This window comes from Streptomyces sp. Tek67B01, assembly GCF_055231995.1.
The window spans coordinates 3,642,010-3,660,147 of sequence record NZ_JBUYUY010000001.1; the positions used below are offsets into that span (position 1 = coordinate 3,642,010).

Here is an 18,138-nt window from a genome sequence, read left to right on the forward strand (position 1 = left end):
CGGTCACCCTTTCCTTATCGCGCGGTGGACGTGTAGGGCAGCAGCGCCATCTCACGGCTGTTCTTCACGGCCGTGGCGACGTCACGCTGGTGCTGCGTGCAGTTGCCGGTAACGCGGCGGGCACGGATCTTGCCGCGGTCGGAAATGAACTTCCGCAGCATGTTCGTGTCCTTGTAGTCCACGTACGCGGTCTTGTCCTTGCAGAATGCGCAGACCTTCTTCTTAGGCTTGCGCACAGGCGGCTTCGCCATTGTGTCTCTCCTGTGTGATCAAGAAGTGGGGATGCGAGCTGCCCTAGAAGGGAGGCTCGTCCGAGTAGCCACCACCGGAGCCGCCGGAGCTTCCGCCCCAGCCGCCCCCGCCGCCGCCCTGCTGCTGGCCACCGGCCGGCGCGCTGGACGCCCACGGGTCGTCGGAGGGAGCTCCGCCGCCCTGAGGTGCGCCGCCGCTGGGGGCTCCGCCCCAGTTGCCGCCGCCGCCCTGAGGCTGGCCGCCGCCGTATCCACCCTGGCCACCGCGGCCCGTGGTCTTGGCGACCTTGGCCGTGGCGCTCTTCAGGCTGGGGCCGACTTCCTCGACGTCCAGCTCGTAGACCGTGCGCTTGACACCCTCACGGTCCTCGTACGACCGCTGCTTCAGCCGGCCCTGCACGATGACGCGCATGCCCCGCTGAAGGGACTCGGCGACGTTCTCCGCCGCCTGACGCCAGACCGAGCAGGTCAGGAACAGGCCTTCGCCGTCCTTCCACTCATTGGTCTGCTTGTCGAAGATGCGGGGAGTGGACGCGACACGGAACTTCGCGACCGCCGCACCCGAGGGGGTGAAGCGCAGCTCGGGGTCGTCGACGAGATTGCCGACGACCGTGATGACGGTCTCGCCTGCCATGGATGAACCTCTCGGCGGGGATTGCTGCTGGGCTGCTGTGCTACTCGGTCCCGATTACCGCTGAACCGAAGTTCAGTGGGTCTCGGGGCGAAGGACCTTGGTCCGGAGAACCGACTCGTTCAGGTTCATCTGTCGGTCAAGCTCCTTGACGACCGCAGGCTCTGCCTGAAGGTCGATGACCGAGTAGATGCCCTCGGGCTTCTTCTTGATCTCGTAAGCGAGACGACGACGGCCCCAGGTGTCGACCTTCTCGACCTTTCCGTTGCCCTCACGGACGACGGAGAGGAAGTTCTCGATCAGCGGGGAGACAGCGCGCTCCTCGAGATCGGGGTCGAGGATGACCATCACTTCGTAGTGACGCATGTGGAACCCACCTCCTTTGGACTCAGCGGCCACGGTCGTTCCGTGGCAGGAGGGTCGTGATGCGTGCGCACGGCGTCCACAGAGCAGACACCGCGCAGACCGTACAGACTACCTGCTCGACTCCTTCCGGTTGAAATCCGGCAGGAGAAGGCCACACTCTGTATCCATCGGGTGTGCACGGTGCTATGCCCCCGGCTCTCCGGAGGCGGCCCCGTCGCACCGCTCTGCGGCAGCCAGGAGGTGCCTTCCGATGGCACAGGCAATGCGACCTCAGTCCTCCATCTCGCTCTTCGCGACCGACGGCAAGCCCCATCCGCTCCAGGACACCCTGATGGCGGCCACCGTGATCCTCGGGATCGTGGCGTTCGTCACGGGGTTCTTCGACAATCTGCACCTCCTCGCCTCGTGGACAGGGCTGATCGGGATCCTGACCGGCGCGTACGGCCAGTTCATCTCGGAGACGACGCGCGAGCGTTTCGCACTGATCATCGGGCTCGGCGCCTCGGCCGTGGGCTTCTACCTCGGCATGGCACACGGCGGCCTCTTCGGCGGCTAGGCCGGTTGACCGGGATACCTCCGCGAGGGGGGCGCCGGCCGCCAAAGGCCCGGGCCCGGCCCGTCCCCCACAAGGGTGGCGCCCCCGTCGCAGTAGGCTTCGCGCCATAGCCAGCGAAGCCGCCGGAGGAGCACCCCGCATGAGCCTGTCCCTGAGGACCATCAGCCGAGAGCAGCATCTGGGTTACCTCCAGAGCCTGCCCTCGGCTAGCCACTGCCAGGTCCCGGCGTGGGCCGACGTCAAGAACGAGTGGCGTTCGGAGAACCTCGGTTGGTTCGACGCGTCCGGCGAACTCGTCGGTGCCGCACTCGTGTTGTACCGCCAGCTGCCCAAGGTGAAGCGGTACCTGGCGTATTTGCCCGAGGGCCCTGTCATCAACTGGTACGCCCCGAACCTAGAGGAATGGCTCCAGCCGATGCTGGCCCACCTCAAGCAGCAGGGTGCCTTCACGGTGAAGATGGGTCCGCCCGTCGTCATCCGCCGCTGGAACGCGGCCGCCATCAAGGCCGGCATCCAGGACCCGGACGTCAAGCGCCTGCGCGACGTGGAGGCTTCGGTCATCGAGCCCCGTGCCTTCGAGGTGTCCGACAAGCTGCGCCGGATGGGCTGGCAGCAGGCAGAAGACGGGGGCGCCGGCTTCGGGGACGTCCAGCCCCGCTACGTCTTCCAGGTCCCCCTGGCCAACCGCTCGCTGGACGATGTCCTCAAGGGCTTCAACCAGCTGTGGCGCCGCAACATCAAGAAGGCCGAGAAGGCCGGTGTCGAGGTCGTCCAGGGCGGCTACGACGACCTCCCGACCTGGCAGCACCTGTACGAGATCACGGCCGAGCGCGACAAGTTCCGCCCGCGCCCGCTCAGCTACTTCCAGCGCCAGTGGACGGCCCTCAACTCCGAGGACCCCAACCGCATGCGGCTGTACATCGCAACGCACGAGGGGGAGCCGCTGGCCGCCGCCACGATGCTCACCGTCGGTCAGCACGTCTGGTACTCCTACGGCGCCTCCGCCAACCACAAGCGCGAGGTCCGCCCCTCGAACGCGATGCAGTGGCGGATGCTGCGCGATTCGTACGCGCTCGGTGCGAGCGTCTACGACCTGCGCGGAATCAGTGACACCCTGGACGAGAACGATCACCTGTTCGGTCTGATCCAGTTCAAGGTCGGCACCGGCGGCGAGGCGGTCGAGTACGTGGGCGAGTGGGACTTCCCGCTGAACAAGGTGCTGCACAAGGCGCTCGACATCTACATGTCGCGCCGCTGACGGCACCCGCCCCATCCACATACACAGCACCGCCGCACCCAGCGGCTTATCGGAGAGGTTCCGGACGGGCATGGCGCTCACGCTCTACGTCGACACCGCGCGCTGGCGTGCGCACCAGAAGCAGATCGCGGATCAGTTCCCCGACGTGATCCCGGTCTGCAAGGGCAACGGCTACGGCTTCGGCCACGAGCGGCTGTGCGAGGAGGCGACCCGGATGGGCGCCGACGTCCTGGCCGTAGGCACGACGTACGAAGCCGCGAGCATCAAGGACTGGTTCGGCGGCGACCTGCTCGTCCTCACGCCGTTCCGGCGGGGCGAGGAGCCGGTGCCCCTGCCGGACCGCGTGATCAGGTCGGTGTCCTCGGTGGACGGGGTACGCGGCCTGGTCGGCGCCCGCGTCGTCATCGAGTGCATGAGTTCCATGCGCCGCCACGGTGTCTCGGAGCAGGACCTCGGTCTGCTCCAGTCGGCGATCGAGGACGTGCGTCTGGAGGGCTTCGCCCTGCACCTTCCGCTCGACCGCCCGGACGGCTCCGATGCCGTCGAGGAGGTCATCGGCTGGATGGACCGGCTGCGCGCGGCGCGGCTTCCGCTGCACACCATGTTCGTCAGCCATCTGCGGGCCGAGGAGCTGGCCCGGCTCCGGCAGCAGTTCCCGCAGACCCGTTTCAGGGCCCGCATCGGCACCCGGCTGTGGTTGGGAGACCACGAGGCGACCCAGTACCGCGGCGCCGTCCTGGACGTCACGCGCGTGGCCAAGGGCGACCGGTTCGGCTACCGCCAGCAGAAGGCCGCCTCCGACGGTTGGCTCGTGGTGGTCGCCGGCGGTACCTCGCACGGGGTGGGCCTGGAGGCCCCCAAGGCCCTGCACGGGGTGATGCCGCGCGCCAAGGGCGTCGCACGGGCCGGTCTCGCGACCGTCAACCGGAACCTCTCGCCGTTCGTCTGGGCGGGCAAGCAGCGATGGTTCGCGGAGCCCCCGCACATGCAGGTGTCGATCCTGTTCGTGCCCTCCGACGCCACGGAGCCCAAGGTGGGTGACGAGCTGGTGGCGCACCTGCGCCACACCACCACGCAGTTCGACCGGGTGGTCGACGCCTGAGCCCTGCTCGACGCCTGGGCCCTGACTCAGTGCCGGGGGCTGACGCCCCACTCCACCCGTTGTGCCTCCGAGGGCGCCGCGTCATGCGGCGCCCTCGCGGCGTTGGACAGCGTGAAGACGTCGCGCGCCCCGTCCAGGACCCCGCCCGACGGATCGTCCGAGCCGTCGCGCCGTACGACGTCCCGCTCGGGCAGCAGGATGTCCCGTACTACCACCGCGCACAGGTAGAGGGTCGCCAGCAGGTGGAGTGCGATCGCCAGCTGGTACCCCTCGACCGGCAGGCCCAGGTGCTTGTCGCCGCTGGTCGTGTAGGCCAGGTAGAACCAGATCCCGAGGAAGTACAGGACTTCGCCGGCCTGCCAGATCAGGAAGTCCCGCCAACGCGGACGGGCGAGCGCCGCGAGGGGAATGAGCCACAGCACGTACTGCGGCGAGTACACCTTGTTGGCCAGGATGAAAGCCGCGACGACCAGGAAGGCCAGTTGCGCGAAGCGCGGCCTGCGAGGTGCCTTGAGGGTGAGCAGCCCGATGCCGGCGCACAGCAGCAGCGTGAGGCAGGTGGCGTAGGTGTTCGCGCCGGTCAGGGGGTTCCCCGTCCGCTGGGAGATCAGCAGCCACACCGAACCGAAGTCGATGGGCCGCTCCTGGCTGAAGGTGTAGAACTTCTTCCAGCCGTCCCAAGCGAAGTACATGACGGGAAGGTTCACCACGAGCCACGCGCCGGCCGTCCCGGCCGCGGCGGCGCCGAACGCCCGCCACTTCCCGGCCCTGAGACAAAGGACGAAGAGCACGCCGAGCAGCAGTACCGGATAGAGCTTGGCCGCCGTGGCCAGGCCGACGAACACGCCGAAGAGCACCGTGCGGCCGCGGGACCACATCAGCATCGCGACGGCGGTCAGGGCGAGGGCCAGCAGGTCCCAGTTGATCGTCGCGGTGAGCGCGAAGGCGGGTGCCAGGGCGAGCAGCAGGGCGTCCCACGGCCGTCGACGGTGAGTGCGGGCGACGCAGACGGCGATGACGGCCGCGCAGATCATCAGCATCCCCGCGTTGACCATCCAGTACATCTGCTCGCGGTGCTGCATCGAGCCGCTGCCCGGGGTCAGCCATGAGGCGATCTGCATGAAGAGCCCGGTGAGGACCGGGTACTCCAGGTACTCCATGTCGCCCGGGAGCCGGTCCCAGTAGGGGGTGAGGCCGTCCGCGAAGCCCCGAACCACGTACAGGTGCGGGATGTCGGAGTAGCAGGCGTGGGTGTACTGGGAGCCGGCTCCGCGGAACCATGCCCAGTCGTAGCACGGCACCTTCTGGACCATGCCGAGCGCGAACATGCCCAGCGCGACGAGGACCACGACGCGTACGGGGGTCAGCCAGTGGGCGCCCAGCCGGGCGTGGCGGCCGAACGGGCCGCCGATGAGTTCGCTGCCGGCGGCGGCGACCTCGTCCTGCTGGGTCGGCAGAACGGGCCGGTCCTCGTACACCTTCGTCATGGGGCTCATCCTGCCGTACCGCGCCGGGCACGCACGAGGGCCGCCGCACGGTGTGCGACGGCCCTCGTGGATTCGGGCGCGGTCGGGGTCAGCCCCCGGTGCCGAGGCTGGTGCCCCAGCTGGTGCCGCCCGGGCGACCCGGTTTGCCGGTGGGGGGCGGCGACGGCGATCCGGAGGTGCCGCCGTTCGGTCCGCCGTCGACGCCGCTGCTGGTGCCCGTATCTGTGCCCCCGCTGGGGTCCGGGGGGCACAGCTTCCACGGCGGGCAGTTCGGCTTGCCGCCCTTCGAGGGGGACGGGGAGACCGAGGCCGAGGGGCTCGCCGGAGGGGTGGACTGGGATGCGGAGGGGGAGGGGGTGGGCGCCGCCGGAGTCGGGGTGGGAGCTCCCGGGGCGTCGGCGACCACGCCGATGTCCTCGGCCTCGGGGAAGTCCTTGACCGGCTTCCCCTTGAGCGCTTCCTTCATGTACTCGGTCCAGATGGTGGCGGGGATGTCACCACCGTGGATCGAGTCGATGTTGCCGACGCCGTTCATGGACTGCAGTCCCTGGTCCGGCTTGCTCGGGTCGCTGCGGAAAAGGGTCACAGCGGTGGAGAGCTGCGGGGTGTAGCCGACGAACCAGGCCGACTTGTTCTTGTCGGTCGTACCGGTCTTGCCGGCCACGGGCCGTCCCAGCTTCTTGGCCTTGTTGCCGGTTCCCTCGGGGCTCTCGACGACGTTCTTGAGCACCTTGGTGATGTTGTCCGCGACGGAGTTGTCCATGGCGCGCTGCGGCTTGGGCGCCTCGAAACCGGGCAGCTCCGTGCCGTTCTTCTCGACCTTGGTGACCGAGAAGGGCTCGTGGTGAGTGCCCGAGGCGGCGAAGGTGGCGTAGGAGTCGGCCATTCGGATGGCGCTGGGAGTGGAGGTACCGAGGGCGAAGGAGGCGTTGTCGTTCGGGTCCATGGAATCCTTGAGGATGCCGGTGGACGCGGCCACGTCCCGGACCTTGCTGTGACCGACGTCGAAGACGAGCTGGGCGAACGGAACGTTGATGGACTTCTCCATCGCCTCGTTCAGCGTCACGTAGCCGTAGGCCCGTTCGCTCTCGTTCTTCTGCTTGAACGGCGTGCCGTCCTTGCCGAGCAGCGGCTTGCCGTCCCGGTCGTTGATGACCGTCATGTCATTGGCGTTGTACTTGCTGTCGGCCGAGATGCCCTCGCCCTTCGACTTCTTGGTGCCGTACTCCATCGCCGCCGCAAGCACGTACGGCTTCCAGGTCGAGCCGACCGGGACGCCACTGGTGTTGGCGTTGTTGTTGAAGTACTTCTTGTCCATGCCTGGGCCGCCGTACAAGGCCACGATCGCGCCGGTGTTCACGTCGACAGAAGCGGCGCCGAACTGGACGAAGGTGTCGGTCGCAGGGCGTGCCTTCTCGTCGATGAAACCGTTGCGGGTGTCCTCGACGGCCTTGGACAGCGCGTCCACCCTCGGCTTCTCGAAGGTGGTGTGGATCTGGTAGCCACCGCGAGCCAGATCGTCGGCGCCGATGTGCAAGGTCTTCATGACGTACTGCTTCGCCGTGTCGACCAGGTAGCCGGTCTGTCCGGACAGGCTGCGGACCTGCTCGGCTTCGATCCGGTCGGGGAACTTCGTGTACTTCGCCCGCTCGGTCGGGTCCATCCGGCCCACGGCGACCTCACGGTCCAGCACCCACGCCCAGCGCTGGCGGGCCCGCTCCTCGTTCAGCTTCGGGGTGGCCGCCGAGCCGATGCCGCCGTCCGGGTTGTAGAGGTTGGGCCCCTTGAGCATCGAGGCCAGGAAGGCGCATTCCGAGGGGTCCAGCTTGTCGCTGTCCTTGCCGAAGTACGCGCGGGCGGCGGCCTGGATGCCGTAGGCGTCCCGGCCGAAGTAGGCGGTGTTGAGGTAGCCCGCGAGGACCGTGTTCTTGTCCACCGTCACACCGAGCTTTATCGCGATGAAGAGCTCGGTCACCTTCCGCTTCAGCGTCTGGTCGGAGCTCAGGAAGGTGTTCTTGACGTACTGCTGGGTGATGGTCGAACCACCCTGGGTCGAGCCGCCCTTGGCCATGTTCACCACGGCGCGGGCGATGCCCATCGGGTCGACGCCCTTGTCCGTCTCGAAGCTCTCGTTCTCCGCCGCGATCACGGCATTGCGCATCGAGAGGGGGATCTTGTCGATGGTCACGATCTGGCGGTTCATCGAACCGCCGGTGGCGACCATCTGGGAGTTGTCCGCCCAGAAGAAGACGTTGTTCTGCGCCTTCGCCGCCTTGTTCGCGTCAGGGGTGTTGACCATGGCGATACCGATGCCGGCGCCGGCGATGATCACCGCGAAGAAGCCGACGATCGTACCGCTCACCAGCTTCCAGGACGGCATGAAGCGCAGCCAGCCGTCCTTGTCGGAGCGCGGGTAATTGACGAGCCGCTTGTCCGGCCGACCCTTGCCTCCCGCACGCCCACGGGCAGCGGGCCCTCTCTGGGTGGATCTGCGCCCGTCGGCCCGGCTGCCGTGGGAGGGCTGGGCTCCTCCGTGTGGGCCGCTGCGTGAGGCCATGGGGACGTCACGTCCGGCCGCGGGGCCACGGCCCGGGCGCTGCTGGGCGGCCCGGCGGGACGCGGCACGCCCGCCGCCTTGGGGCTGATGCGGCGGTTTGCGGCGGTGCTCGCTCATCGAACGACTACTCCTCGGGCAGGCGAGTGGCCTGGAAGCGGCGGTTACATTCCGGTTCCCCCGGTGTCATGCGGCAAAGAGTACGCAGGGTCAAAACCCAACCAGTGCCGAAGGTCACCCCAAATCCGGCAACTTGCATCGTACGAATTGGTGATGTGACGCCGGTCACCACCCCACCACTTGTCGCCACGAGCTGCCCGCTCTATCGTCTGGATGTATCGAGTCGATACATCAGCTCGACATAAACTCGGAGCCGGAGGAGGGCAGGCGGATGAGCAGGCGCTCAGGCATCCTTGAGTTCGCCGTCCTCGGCCTGCTCCGCGAGTCCCCCATGCACGGTTACGAGCTGCGTAAACGGCTCAACACCTCGCTGGGAGTCTTCAGGGCGTTCAGCTACGGGACGCTCTACCCCTGCCTCAAGACGCTGGTCGCCAACGGCTGGTTGATCGAAGAACCGGGCAACGCCCCGGAAGACGCGCTCGCCGCGTCACTCGCGGGGCGCCGCGCCAAGATCGTCTACCGGTTGACGGCGGCGGGCAAGGAGCACTTCGAGGAGCTCCTCTCCCACACCGGCCCGGACACCTGGGAAGACGAGTCCTTCGCCGCCCGGTTCGCCTTCTTCGGTCAAACCGAGCGAGAGGTGCGGATGCGCGTGCTGGAGGGCCGTCGCAGCCGGCTGGAAGAGCGTCTGGAGAAGATGCGCGCCTCGCTCGCACGCACGCGGGAGCGGCTCGACGACTACACCCTTGAGCTGCAGCGGCACGGAATGGAATCCGTGGAGCGCGAAGTGCGCTGGCTGAACGAGCTCATCGAGAGCGAGCGGGCGGGACGGGATCAGAGACGACCCGGCCCGTCCGACGAAACTGCAAAGTGAGGCCTGCATCTCGCAGGCCTCGTCCGAGAACAAACAGGGAGCAACCGGAATGGGTTCGGTTCGCGTAGCCATCGTCGGCGTGGGCAACTGCGCCGCCTCGCTGGTGCAGGGCGTCGAGTACTACAAGGACGCCGACCCGGCGGCCAAGGTCCCCGGTCTGATGCACGTCCAGTTCGGCGACTACCACGTGGGTGACGTCGAGTTCGTCGCCGCGTTCGACGTCGACGCGAAGAAGGTCGGCCTCGACCTTTCGGACGCCATCGGCGCCAGCGAGAACAACACCATCAAGATCTGTGACGTCCCGAACACGGGCGTCACCGTGCAGCGCGGCCACACCCTGGACGGTCTGGGCAAGTACTACCGCATGACCATCGAGGAGTCCGCCGAGGCTCCGGTCGACGTGGTCCAGATCCTCAAGGACCGTCAGGTCGACGTCCTGATCTGCTACCTCCCCGTCGGTTCCGAGGCCGCGGCGAAGTTCTACGCCCAGTGCGCCATCGACGCCAAGGTCGCCTTCGTCAACGCCCTCCCGGTCTTCATCGCCGGCACCAAGGAGTGGGCGGACAAGTTCACCGAGGCCGGTGTCCCGATCGTCGGTGACGACATCAAGTCCCAGGTCGGCGCCACCATCACGCACCGCGTGATGGCGAAGCTGTTCGAGGACCGCGGCGTCCGTCTCGAGCGCACCATGCAGCTCAACGTCGGCGGCAACATGGACTTCAAGAACATGCTCGAGCGTGACCGCCTCGAGTCGAAGAAGATCTCCAAGACGCAGGCCGTCACCTCGCAGATCCCCGACCGTGAGCTCGGCGAGAAGAACGTCCACATCGGCCCCTCCGACTACGTGGCGTGGCTCGACGACCGCAAGTGGGCCTACGTCCGCCTGGAGGGTCGCGCCTTCGGCGACGTCCCGCTGAACCTCGAGTACAAGCTCGAGGTGTGGGACTCCCCGAACTCGGCCGGTGTCATCATCGACGCGCTGCGCGCCGCGAAGATCGCCAAGGACCGCGGCATCGGTGGCCCGATCCTGTCGGCGTCGAGCTACTTCATGAAGTCCCCGCCGGTGCAGTACTTCGACGACGAGGCCTACGCGAACGTCGAGAAGTTCATCAAGGGCGAGGTCGAGCGCTAAGCAGCTTCGTCTCGACGCGTTCCACACGGAGCGCGCGAGGTCCGAGTCCTCCGGACATCCGGACGTCGACTGTTCTTCCGCCGAGGGTCCCCGGGCAACTGTGCCCGGGGACCCTCGGCGTATGTGACCCTTGCCCTCATGCCTGTCGTACGTGATCTGCGCGTACTCCTGCGCCTGAGGAACTTCCGCAACCTGCTGACCGTACGGCTGCTCTCGCAGGCCGCCGACGGCGTCTACCAGGTCGCGCTCGCCACCTACGTGGTGTTCTCGCCGGAGAAGCAGACCTCACCCGCGGCCATCGCCTCGGCGATGGCGGTGTTGCTCCTGCCCTACTCCGTGATCGGCCCGTTCGCCGGTGTGCTGCTGGACCGCTGGCGCCGCAGACAGGTCTTCCTCTACGGCAACCTCCTGCGGGCCTTTCTCGCCTGCGTCACCGGCGTCCTGATCGTCTCCCACGTCCCCGACTGGTTGTTCTACGCCTCGGCCCTGTCCGTGACCGCTGTCAACCGCTTCGTCCTCGCCGGACTGGCCGCGTCGTTGCCCCGGGTCGTCGGACCCGGCCAACTGGTGACCGCGAACGCACTGTCGCCGACCGCCGGAACACTGGCGGCGACCGCGGGCGGGGGACTGGCCTTCCTGATCCGGCTCCTCGCCGAGAACTCCGACGCCTTGGTCGTACTGTTCGGCGCCGGGCTGTACCTGTGCGCCGCGCTCGTTTCGCTGCGCCTGGCCATCGGCCTCCTCGGGCCCGACCATCCCGCCGGCCGGTCACACCCCTCGCTCCGCCAAGCGGTGGCCCTCACCGCGCGAGGCATGGTCGAAGGTCTCAAGCACCTGGCCGGCCGCCGGGAAGCCGCGCAAGCACTCACCGCGATGACCCTGATGCGGTTCTGCTACGGGGCGCTGCTCGTCACCCTGCTCATGCTCTGCCGCTACTCCTGGTCGGACGACGAGTCCGCCGGGCTCGCGCTGCTGGGCGTCGCGATCGGCGTCTCGGGCGCCGGGTTCTTCGTGGCCGCCGTGATCACACCATGGCTGGTGAACCGGCTGGGCACCCGCGGCTGGATGATCCTCTGTGCGGGTGGCGCCGCGTTCCTGGTACCTACGCTCGGCCTGTTCTTCGCACCAGGACCGATGCTCGTCGCCGCCTTCGCCCTGGGCATCGCGACACAGGGAGCCAAGATCTCCACCGACACCATCGTGCAGTTCCAGGTCGAAGACGAGTTCCGCGGCCGGGTCTTCTCCGTGTACGACGTGCTCTTCAACGCCGCCTTCGTGGCAGCGGCGGCGGTCGCCTCACTGATGCTCCCCGCCGACGGCCGGTCCGTTCCCCTGGTGGTGAGCGTGGCCGTCCTCTACGCCGTCACGGCGGCGCTCCTCATGCGGCAGGGCCGACGCCCTACCGGGAGCACCACCCGGCAGTAGTCACGACGGGAGGCGGCCCATGCGTTGTTTCACGTGAAACATCGGGGATTCCAAACACCGGAGGTTTCACGTGAAACATCACGGCCGTTTCACGTGAAACATCACACCAGGCCGCCTCATGCCTGAGAGGCCCACCATTCCTGCAACGCCGCCACCGCCGAGTCACGTCCCATCGGTCCGTTCTCCAGCCGCTGCTCCAACAGGAACGCGTACGCCTTGCCGATCACCGGACCGGGGCCCACGCCCAGAACCTGCTGGATCTCGTTGCCGTTCAGGTCGGGCCGAATCGCGTCCAGCTCCTCCTGCTCCTGGAGCTGCGCGATCCGCTCCTCAAGGCCGTCGTACGTCCGGGAGAGCGCACTCGCCTTGCGCTTGTTGCGCGTGGTGCAGTCGGACCGTGTCAGCTTGTGCAGGCGCTCCAGCAGCGGACCCGCGTCACGGACGTAGCGGCGCACCGCCGAGTCGGTCCACTCGCCGTCGCCGTACCCGTGGAAGCGCAGGTGCAGCTCCACCAGCCGGGACACGTCCTTGACCATGTCGTTGGAGTACTTCAAAGCGGTCATGCGCTTCTTGGTCATCTTCGCGCCCACCACCTCGTGGTGGTGGAAGGAGACGCGGCCGTCGCTCTCGAATTTGCGGGTGCGGGGCTTCCCGATGTCGTGGAACAGCGCAGCGAGGCGCAGCACGAGGTCCGGGCCGTCTTCCTCCAGGTCGATCGCCTGTTCCAGCACTGTCAGGGAGTGCTCGTAGACGTCCTTGTGCCGGTGGTGCTCGTCACTCTCCAACCGAAGGGCGGGCAGCTCGGGCAGTACCCGGTCCGCCAGACCGGTGTCCACGAGCAACCCGAGGCCCTTACGGGGGTGGGCCGACAGCAGGAGTTTGTTCAGTTCACCCTGCACCCGCTCCGCCGAGACGATCTCGATCCGCTCGGACATGGCCTTCATCGCCGCCACGACCTCGGAGGCGACCTCGAAGTCCAGCTGCGCGGCGAAACGGGCCGCGCGCAGCATCCGCAGCGGGTCGTCCGAGAAGGAGTCCTCGGGGGTGCCGGGGGTACGCAGGACGCCTTCCCGGAGGTCCTCCAGGCCGCCGTGCGGGTCCACGAACTCCTTCTCGGGCAGCGCGACGGCCATCGCGTTCACCGTGAAGTCGCGGCGGACAAGATCCTCCTCGATGGAGTCGCCGTAGGACACCTCCGGCTTGCGCGAGGTGCGGTCGTACGACTCCGAGCGGTACGTGGTCACCTCGATCTGGAAGTTCCGGTCGACGTCCTCGACACGAGCCAGCTTGTGCGCCCCGACGGTGCCGAAGGCGATACCGACGTCCCACACCGAGTCGGCCCACGGCCGCATGATCCTCAGCACGTCCTGGGGACGGGCGTCGGTGGTGAAGTCGAGGTCATTACCGAGACGCCCGAGCAGCGCATCGCGTACGGAGCCACCGACCAGGGCGAGACGGAAGCCCGCCTCCTGGAAACGGCGGCCGAGCTCGTCGGCGACAGGGGCGACGCGCAGCAGTTCACTGACCGCTCGGCGCTGCACCTGACTCAGGGCACTGGGGGTGTCTTCATTGGCGTTCGGCACAACAGAAAAGGGTACGTGGCCCGCCCGGCGGGGGCCGCCGCGTTTTGCGGCCACCCCGCCCCACCACGCCCGCAGGCCGGTACCGATCATGTGGAGCAAGGCGCGGCACTCGCGCACAGCGCGCCTCGTTACCATTCGTGGACGCACAACCGACGACCACTGACACTTCGAGGGACGGGCGAGCGCGTGGCCGAGGCGGCAGACATCCTGGGGGCAGCCGCCCCCGCCCGGCGCCGCTGGCTGCGGCGGGCAGTCGTCCTGCTCGCCGGCACGCCGGTCCTCGCCGCCCTGATCTACGCCCCGGCCCCACCGGCGCAGGCCGCCGATTCATCCGTCGACGTCCAACTGCTCGAGGTGTCGCCCAGCGCTCCTGTGAAGAGCGACACCCTCACCATCTCCGGCAGCGTGGTCAACAACAGCCGCGAAGTGATCAAGGGCGCGCATGTCGGGTTGCGCGTTGGCCCCGTCCTGGGTGATCGGGCGTCCATCGACGAGGTGGCGGACCGCACCGGCTTCCGGGCCGGCGTGGACCCGGGGGAGGTCGACTCGGCGTACGCGGTCAAGATCGACTCATTGCCCTCGAAGGCCAGTCGGCAGTTCACCATCAACGTCCCGGTCGGCAAGCTGGACCTGGGCAAGGACGGCGTCTACCAACTGGGCGTCTCGCTGTCGGGAGAGACCGACAGCCGACCGTACGAGCAGGTGCTCGGCATCCGGCGGACGTTCCTGCCGTGGCAGCCCGAGGCCGCCGCCAAGCGCTCCTCCCTCACCTACGCCTGGCCGCTGATCTCCGCCACCAGGGTCACGGCGGAGACAGGCTCCGACGAGTCTCAGACGCCCGTCTTCCTCGACGACTCCCTGGCCAAGGAGCTGGCGTCGGGGGGCCGCCTGGAGCGGATGGTTTCCCTCGGCAAGGACCTGCCCATCACCTGGGTCATCGATCCGGACCTGCTCTACACGGTCGACGCCATGGCCAAGGGCTACCGAATTCGCAACCCCGACCCCGACGGCAAGCCCCTGCCGGGCAGGAGCAGAGCCGTGGCGGAGCAGTGGCTGAGCGCGCTGGAGAGCGCGGTCCAGGGCAAGAAGGTCGTCGCGCTGCCCTACGCCGACCCCGACCTCGCGTCCCTCGCACACCACGGCAAGGACGTCTCGGGCACCCTCGGTCAGCTGCGGCCCGCCACCGACAAGGCGAAGCAGGCCGTCGAGACCGTCCTGCACGTCACCCCGTCCACCGACTTCTCCTGGCCGGTGAACGGCGCGATCGACCCGTCGATCGTCAACGTCGCCACCTCGGCCGGGGCCCACAACGTCCTCACCCGCAGCGACAGCCTCCAGGAAACCGGCACCCTCGGTTACACCCCGACGGCCGCCCGTCCCATCGGCGCGGGGGCGACCGCGATCGTCGCCGACGCCGAGCTGTCGACGGCGTTCGAAGGCGACATGCTCAACGCCAGGGATTCCACGCTCGCCGTGCAGAGGTTCCTGGCCCACAGTCTCGCCCTCAATCTGCAGGGCGGCGACGAGCAGCGCAGCTTCGTCGTCACCCCGCAGCGGATGCCGTCCGCCAGTCAGGCCGAATCCATGGCGGCCGCGCTGCGGGGCCTGCAAGGCGGCCGCTGGACCCAGCCCGCCGACCTCGAGGCAGCGGCTTCCGCCAAGCCCGACCCCGGCGCCGCCACCCAGGTCCCGGGCGCCGGCCAATACCCGGAGGCACTGAGCCGTCAGGAACTCCCGGTGTCGGCGTTCGAGAAGATCCGGACCACCCAGGACACCCTCGACCGCTTCAAGGTGATCCTCGCGGCGCCCGAGCGGGTCGAGATCCCCTTCGGCAACACCACGAACCGGGAGATGTCCACCTCGTGGCGGGGTCGGCCCGAGGAGGCCGGCGTCTACCGGGACCAGGTGCAGGACTACTTGATCGGGCTCACCGAGAAGGTCAAGGTCGTGCCCAAGTCCGACGCCACCTTGTCCGGACACAGCGCGATCATCCCGGTCAGTGTCCAGAACAGTCTCGTGCAGGACGTCCACAACCTGGTCCTTCGCGTGAAGTCGGCCAATCCCACGCGTCTGATGTTCGGCGACAGCGGAACGGCCGAGCAGGACGTCAATGTCCCGGCCGATCACAGCCAGACCCTGAAGTTCACCGCGAACGCCACCGCGAGCGGCCCCGTCGAGGTCACCGCGCAGTTGTTCACGAAGGACGGCGTCCCCTACGGCAAGGAACAGAAGTTCACCGTGGAGGCCACCGAGGTCACCCCCACCGTCATGCTCGTCATCGCGGGCGGCGTTCTCCTCCTCGTGCTCGCAGGCATCAAGATGTACGCGAGCCGCAAGCGCGTGGCGGCCCGCGCGGCCGCCGAGGAGAGCACGCAGCCGAGTGACGAGTCCCCGGACACCGGACCGCAAAGCACAAGCGGGTCCGGCACGGGTGAGACAGTGGACCGTTGAAGCGATGCCGTGGCCGGTCGGCCTGGGGACGATGAGGTGGGGTTTCGATGAACGCGCCGTACGACGGTGACCGCGCGCAGGGCACTGGTGGGCCGGCGCCCTCCCAGGGCACCGCGCCGGGTGCCCCTGTGCCCGGGCAGGCCTCAGCGCCCGCACCCGCGCCGGATCACGACCCGTATGTCCAGGATGCCTACGACTACGACCCGTACCGGTCCCAGGACCTGTCGGCCCAGGACCCGGTGGCGGAGGCCCTGTACGACCGGGCCTCCCACCCCCCGCCGCCTCCGGGCACCTACCACGAACCGGGCCCCCTTTACGCGGCCCCGCAGCCGCCCTCGTACGGCGGTCCCGACGCGCGCGTCTGGGCCCAGACCCCACCGCCCGAGCCGGACGGCCCTTCCCGCCACCTGCCCTACGGCGACCGCCCTACGACGACGGAGTTCGTCGGCGTGGACTCGCTGGTGACCAAGGCCGCGGACGAGCAGCCTGAACCGGATGCCTTCGCGCACCTGTACCGGGACCAGGAGGCGGCCCCGCAGGTTCTCGCCGAGGAGCCCCCGGTCGCCGTCCCGGCGCCGGCCAAGCCTGCCGGGAAGGCCTCCGGCCTCCTCAAGTCCAGCGCCCTGATGGCCGCCGGCACGATCGTGTCCCGCATCACGGGCTTCCTGCGGACGCTCGTGATCGGCACCGCGATCGGTGTCACCACACTCAACGACAGCTACCAGGTCGCCAACACCCTGCCGACGATGATCTACGTGCTGGTCGGCGGCGGCGCCCTGAACGCCGTGTTCATCCCACAGCTGGTCCGTGCGATGAAGAACGACGACGACGGCGGCGAGGCGTACGCCAACCGCCTCCTGACTCTCGTCGTGGTGTTGCTCGGCGCCGTAACCACCGTCTGCGTTCTCGCCGCCCCGCTCTTCATCGGCATGATGTCGCAGAAGATCGCCGACGACCCGCACCGGATGGAGGTCGCGGTCGCCTTCGCCCACTACTGCCTGCCCACCATGTTCTTCATGGGCGTGCACGTGGTGCTCGGTCAGATCCTGAACGCTCGCGGCCGCTTCGGCGCGATGATGTGGACCCCAGTCCTCAACAACATCGTCGTCATCGCCACGTTCGGCGCGTTCATCTGGGCGTTCGGCGGCTTCACCAGCACCGGCATCGACGAGGCGGGCATCACCCCGGAGGGTGTCCGGCTGCTCGGCCTGGGCACGCTGCTCGGTCTCGCCGTCCAGTCTCTGGCGATGATCCCCTACCTGCGGGACGCCGGCTTCAAGCCGCGCCTGCGCTTCGACTGGAAGGGGCACGGACTCGGCAAGGCCGCCGGCCTCGCCAAGTGGACGTTCTTCTTCGTCCTGGCCAACCAGCTCGGCCTCATCGTGGTCACCCAGCTGGCGACCTGGGCGGGTGACGTCGCGCACTCCCAGGGCCACGACGGCACCGGCATCGCCGCCTACAACTACGCGCTGCTGCTGTGGCAGATGCCCCAAGCCATCATCACCGTCTCGGTCATGACCGCGGTCCTGCCCCGCATCTCCCGCTCGGCACACGACGGTGACGTCGCCGCCGTCCGCGACGACATCTCCTACGGTCTGCGCACCTCGGCCGTCGCGATCGTGCCCTGCGCCTTCGCGTTCCTCGCGCTGGGCGTCCCGATGTCCACCCTGCTCTACGCCGGTTCCGGCGCGGCGACCGCCCAGAACATCGGCTACATCCTGATGGCCTTCGGCCTCGGGCTCATCCCGTACTCCGTCCAGTACGTCGTCCTGCGCGGCTTCTACGCCTACGAGGACACCCGGACGCCCTTCTACAACACCGTCATCGTCGCCGCCGTCAACGCGGGCGTCTCGGCCCTCGCCTTCTTCGCCCTGCCCGAGCGCTGGGCGGTCGTCGGCATGGGCGCCGCCTACGGTCTCGGATACACCGTCGGCGTGGGCGTCGCCTGGCGTCGCCTGCGGACCCGCCTCGGCGGCGACCTCGACGGGGCGCACGTGATGCGTACCTACACCCGTCTCATCGGCGCTTGTGTCCCGGCCGCGGTCGTGGCGGGCGCGGCCGCGTACGGGGTCACCCAGTGGCTGGGCAGCGGAGCCCTCGGGTCGCTCGCCGCCCTCGTGGCCGGCTTCATCGCCTTGGGGGCCGTCTTCCTCGCCGCCGCGAAGCGGATGCGCGTCGAGGAACTCAACGCGATGGTCGGTATGGTGCGCGGACGTCTGGGGCGCTGATGGGCAGACCCGCCGACGGTCCGGCCCTCATGCGCGTGTCGTGCGGAGCGCCGGACTGTGGGCACAATTGGCATGGCTTCGCAGACTGGCCGACAGCGCGCAACGGATGGGGAGGCAGGG

General features: G+C 68.4%; 14 protein-coding genes. 8 read left to right on the forward strand and 6 right to left on the reverse strand.

What is annotated here, in order from left to right:
- Positions 1 to 14 precede the first annotated feature (14 nt).
- From rpsR to rpsF, 3 genes are all read right to left on the reverse strand, one after another.
- Positions 15 to 251, reverse strand: coding sequence for a 30S ribosomal protein S18 (gene rpsR, locus ACV7NM_RS16385; protein WP_005315025.1), 237 nt, complete (start codon positions 249 to 251; stop codon positions 15 to 17).
- 43 nt (positions 252 to 294) lie between these two features.
- The gene (locus ACV7NM_RS16390) at positions 295 to 885 is read right to left on the reverse strand and encodes a single-stranded DNA-binding protein (protein ID WP_463410966.1); all 591 of its coding nucleotides are present in this window, start codon (positions 883 to 885) and stop codon (positions 295 to 297) included.
- A gap of 72 nt (positions 886 to 957) precedes the next feature.
- Complete coding sequence (rpsF, locus tag ACV7NM_RS16395; protein ID WP_004950685.1) at positions 958 to 1,248, reverse strand: 30S ribosomal protein S6; 291 nt, start codon at positions 1,246 to 1,248, stop codon at positions 958 to 960.
- Between the two features lie 250 nt (positions 1,249 to 1,498).
- Between rpsF and ACV7NM_RS16400 the strand changes: the two genes are divergently transcribed.
- The 3 genes from ACV7NM_RS16400 (at position 1,499) to ACV7NM_RS16410 (ending at position 4,164) form a co-directional block, all read left to right on the forward strand.
- Entirely contained in the window at positions 1,499 to 1,804 is a 306-nt protein-coding gene (locus ACV7NM_RS16400) for a hypothetical protein (RefSeq protein ID WP_463410967.1), read from the forward strand.
- 139 nt (positions 1,805 to 1,943) lie between these two features.
- Positions 1,944 to 3,062: a lipid II:glycine glycyltransferase FemX gene (locus ACV7NM_RS16405; protein ID WP_136210363.1), complete on the forward strand. Its 1,119-nt coding sequence runs from the start codon at positions 1,944 to 1,946 to the stop codon at positions 3,060 to 3,062.
- A gap of 70 nt (positions 3,063 to 3,132) precedes the next feature.
- Complete coding sequence (locus ACV7NM_RS16410; protein ID WP_136210361.1) at positions 3,133 to 4,164, forward strand: alanine racemase; 1,032 nt, start codon at positions 3,133 to 3,135, stop codon at positions 4,162 to 4,164.
- 26 nt (positions 4,165 to 4,190) lie between these two features.
- On the opposite strand, the gene ACV7NM_RS16415 is transcribed toward ACV7NM_RS16410, so the two are convergent.
- Both ACV7NM_RS16415 and ACV7NM_RS16420 read right to left on the reverse strand, forming a co-directional pair.
- A complete protein-coding gene (locus ACV7NM_RS16415; RefSeq protein ID WP_463410968.1) occupies positions 4,191 to 5,651 on the reverse strand; it encodes a glycosyltransferase family 87 protein in 1,461 nt (486 codons plus the stop codon).
- 88 nt (positions 5,652 to 5,739) lie between these two features.
- The gene (locus ACV7NM_RS16420) at positions 5,740 to 8,325 is read right to left on the reverse strand and encodes a transglycosylase domain-containing protein (protein WP_463410969.1); all 2,586 of its coding nucleotides are present in this window, start codon (positions 8,323 to 8,325) and stop codon (positions 5,740 to 5,742) included.
- Positions 8,326 to 8,596: 271 nt separating this feature from the next.
- On the opposite strand from ACV7NM_RS16420, the gene ACV7NM_RS16425 reads away from it, so the two are divergent.
- From ACV7NM_RS16425 to ACV7NM_RS16435, 3 genes are all read left to right on the forward strand, one after another.
- Positions 8,597 to 9,199, forward strand: coding sequence for a PadR family transcriptional regulator (locus ACV7NM_RS16425; protein ID WP_136210355.1), 603 nt, complete (start codon positions 8,597 to 8,599; stop codon positions 9,197 to 9,199).
- 49 nt (positions 9,200 to 9,248) lie between these two features.
- Positions 9,249 to 10,331 carry an inositol-3-phosphate synthase gene (locus tag ACV7NM_RS16430; protein WP_463410970.1) on the forward strand — a complete coding sequence of 361 codons (1,083 nt, stop codon included), beginning with the start codon at positions 9,249 to 9,251 and terminating at the stop codon, positions 10,329 to 10,331.
- A gap of 138 nt (positions 10,332 to 10,469) precedes the next feature.
- Positions 10,470 to 11,756 (forward strand): MFS transporter, encoded by a 1,287-nt coding sequence (locus tag ACV7NM_RS16435; protein ID WP_463410971.1) that lies wholly within the window; start codon positions 10,470 to 10,472, stop codon positions 11,754 to 11,756.
- Between the two features lie 116 nt (positions 11,757 to 11,872).
- On the opposite strand, the gene ACV7NM_RS16440 is transcribed toward ACV7NM_RS16435, so the two are convergent.
- A complete protein-coding gene (locus ACV7NM_RS16440; RefSeq protein ID WP_463410972.1) occupies positions 11,873 to 13,339 on the reverse strand; it encodes a CCA tRNA nucleotidyltransferase in 1,467 nt (488 codons plus the stop codon).
- Between the two features lie 186 nt (positions 13,340 to 13,525).
- On the opposite strand from ACV7NM_RS16440, the gene ACV7NM_RS16445 reads away from it, so the two are divergent.
- On the forward strand, positions 13,526 to 15,790 hold the full coding sequence (locus tag ACV7NM_RS16445) for a DUF6049 family protein (protein ID WP_463410973.1): 2,265 nt from the start codon (positions 13,526 to 13,528) through the stop codon (positions 15,788 to 15,790).
- A 47-nt stretch (positions 15,791 to 15,837) separates the two neighbouring features.
- Complete coding sequence (gene murJ, locus ACV7NM_RS16450) at positions 15,838 to 18,018, forward strand: murein biosynthesis integral membrane protein MurJ (protein ID WP_463410974.1); 2,181 nt, start codon at positions 15,838 to 15,840, stop codon at positions 18,016 to 18,018.
- Positions 18,019 to 18,138 lie beyond the last annotated feature (120 nt).

Coding starts and splice junctions, on each gene's coding strand:
- ACV7NM_RS16435 (WP_463410971.1), top strand. CDS start 10,470: ATGCCTGTCGTACGTGATCTGCGCGTACTCCTGCGCCTGAGGAACTTC.
- ACV7NM_RS16400 (WP_463410967.1), top strand. CDS start 1,499: ATGGCACAGGCAATGCGACCTCAGTCCTCCATCTCGCTCTTCGCGACC.
- murJ (WP_463410974.1), top strand. CDS start 15,838: ATGAACGCGCCGTACGACGGTGACCGCGCGCAGGGCACTGGTGGGCCG.
- rpsF (WP_004950685.1), bottom strand. CDS start 1,248: ATGCGTCACTACGAAGTGATGGTCATCCTCGACCCCGATCTCGAGGAG.
- ACV7NM_RS16390 (WP_463410966.1), bottom strand. CDS start 885: ATGGCAGGCGAGACCGTCATCACGGTCGTCGGCAATCTCGTCGACGAC.
- ACV7NM_RS16415 (WP_463410968.1), bottom strand. CDS start 5,651: ATGACGAAGGTGTACGAGGACCGGCCCGTTCTGCCGACCCAGCAGGAC.
- ACV7NM_RS16430 (WP_463410970.1), top strand. CDS start 9,249: ATGGGTTCGGTTCGCGTAGCCATCGTCGGCGTGGGCAACTGCGCCGCC.
- ACV7NM_RS16420 (WP_463410969.1), bottom strand. CDS start 8,325: ATGAGCGAGCACCGCCGCAAACCGCCGCATCAGCCCCAAGGCGGCGGG.
- ACV7NM_RS16410 (WP_136210361.1), top strand. CDS start 3,133: ATGGCGCTCACGCTCTACGTCGACACCGCGCGCTGGCGTGCGCACCAG.
- rpsR (WP_005315025.1), bottom strand. CDS start 251: ATGGCGAAGCCGCCTGTGCGCAAGCCTAAGAAGAAGGTCTGCGCATTC.
- ACV7NM_RS16425 (WP_136210355.1), top strand. CDS start 8,597: ATGAGCAGGCGCTCAGGCATCCTTGAGTTCGCCGTCCTCGGCCTGCTC.
- ACV7NM_RS16405 (WP_136210363.1), top strand. CDS start 1,944: ATGAGCCTGTCCCTGAGGACCATCAGCCGAGAGCAGCATCTGGGTTAC.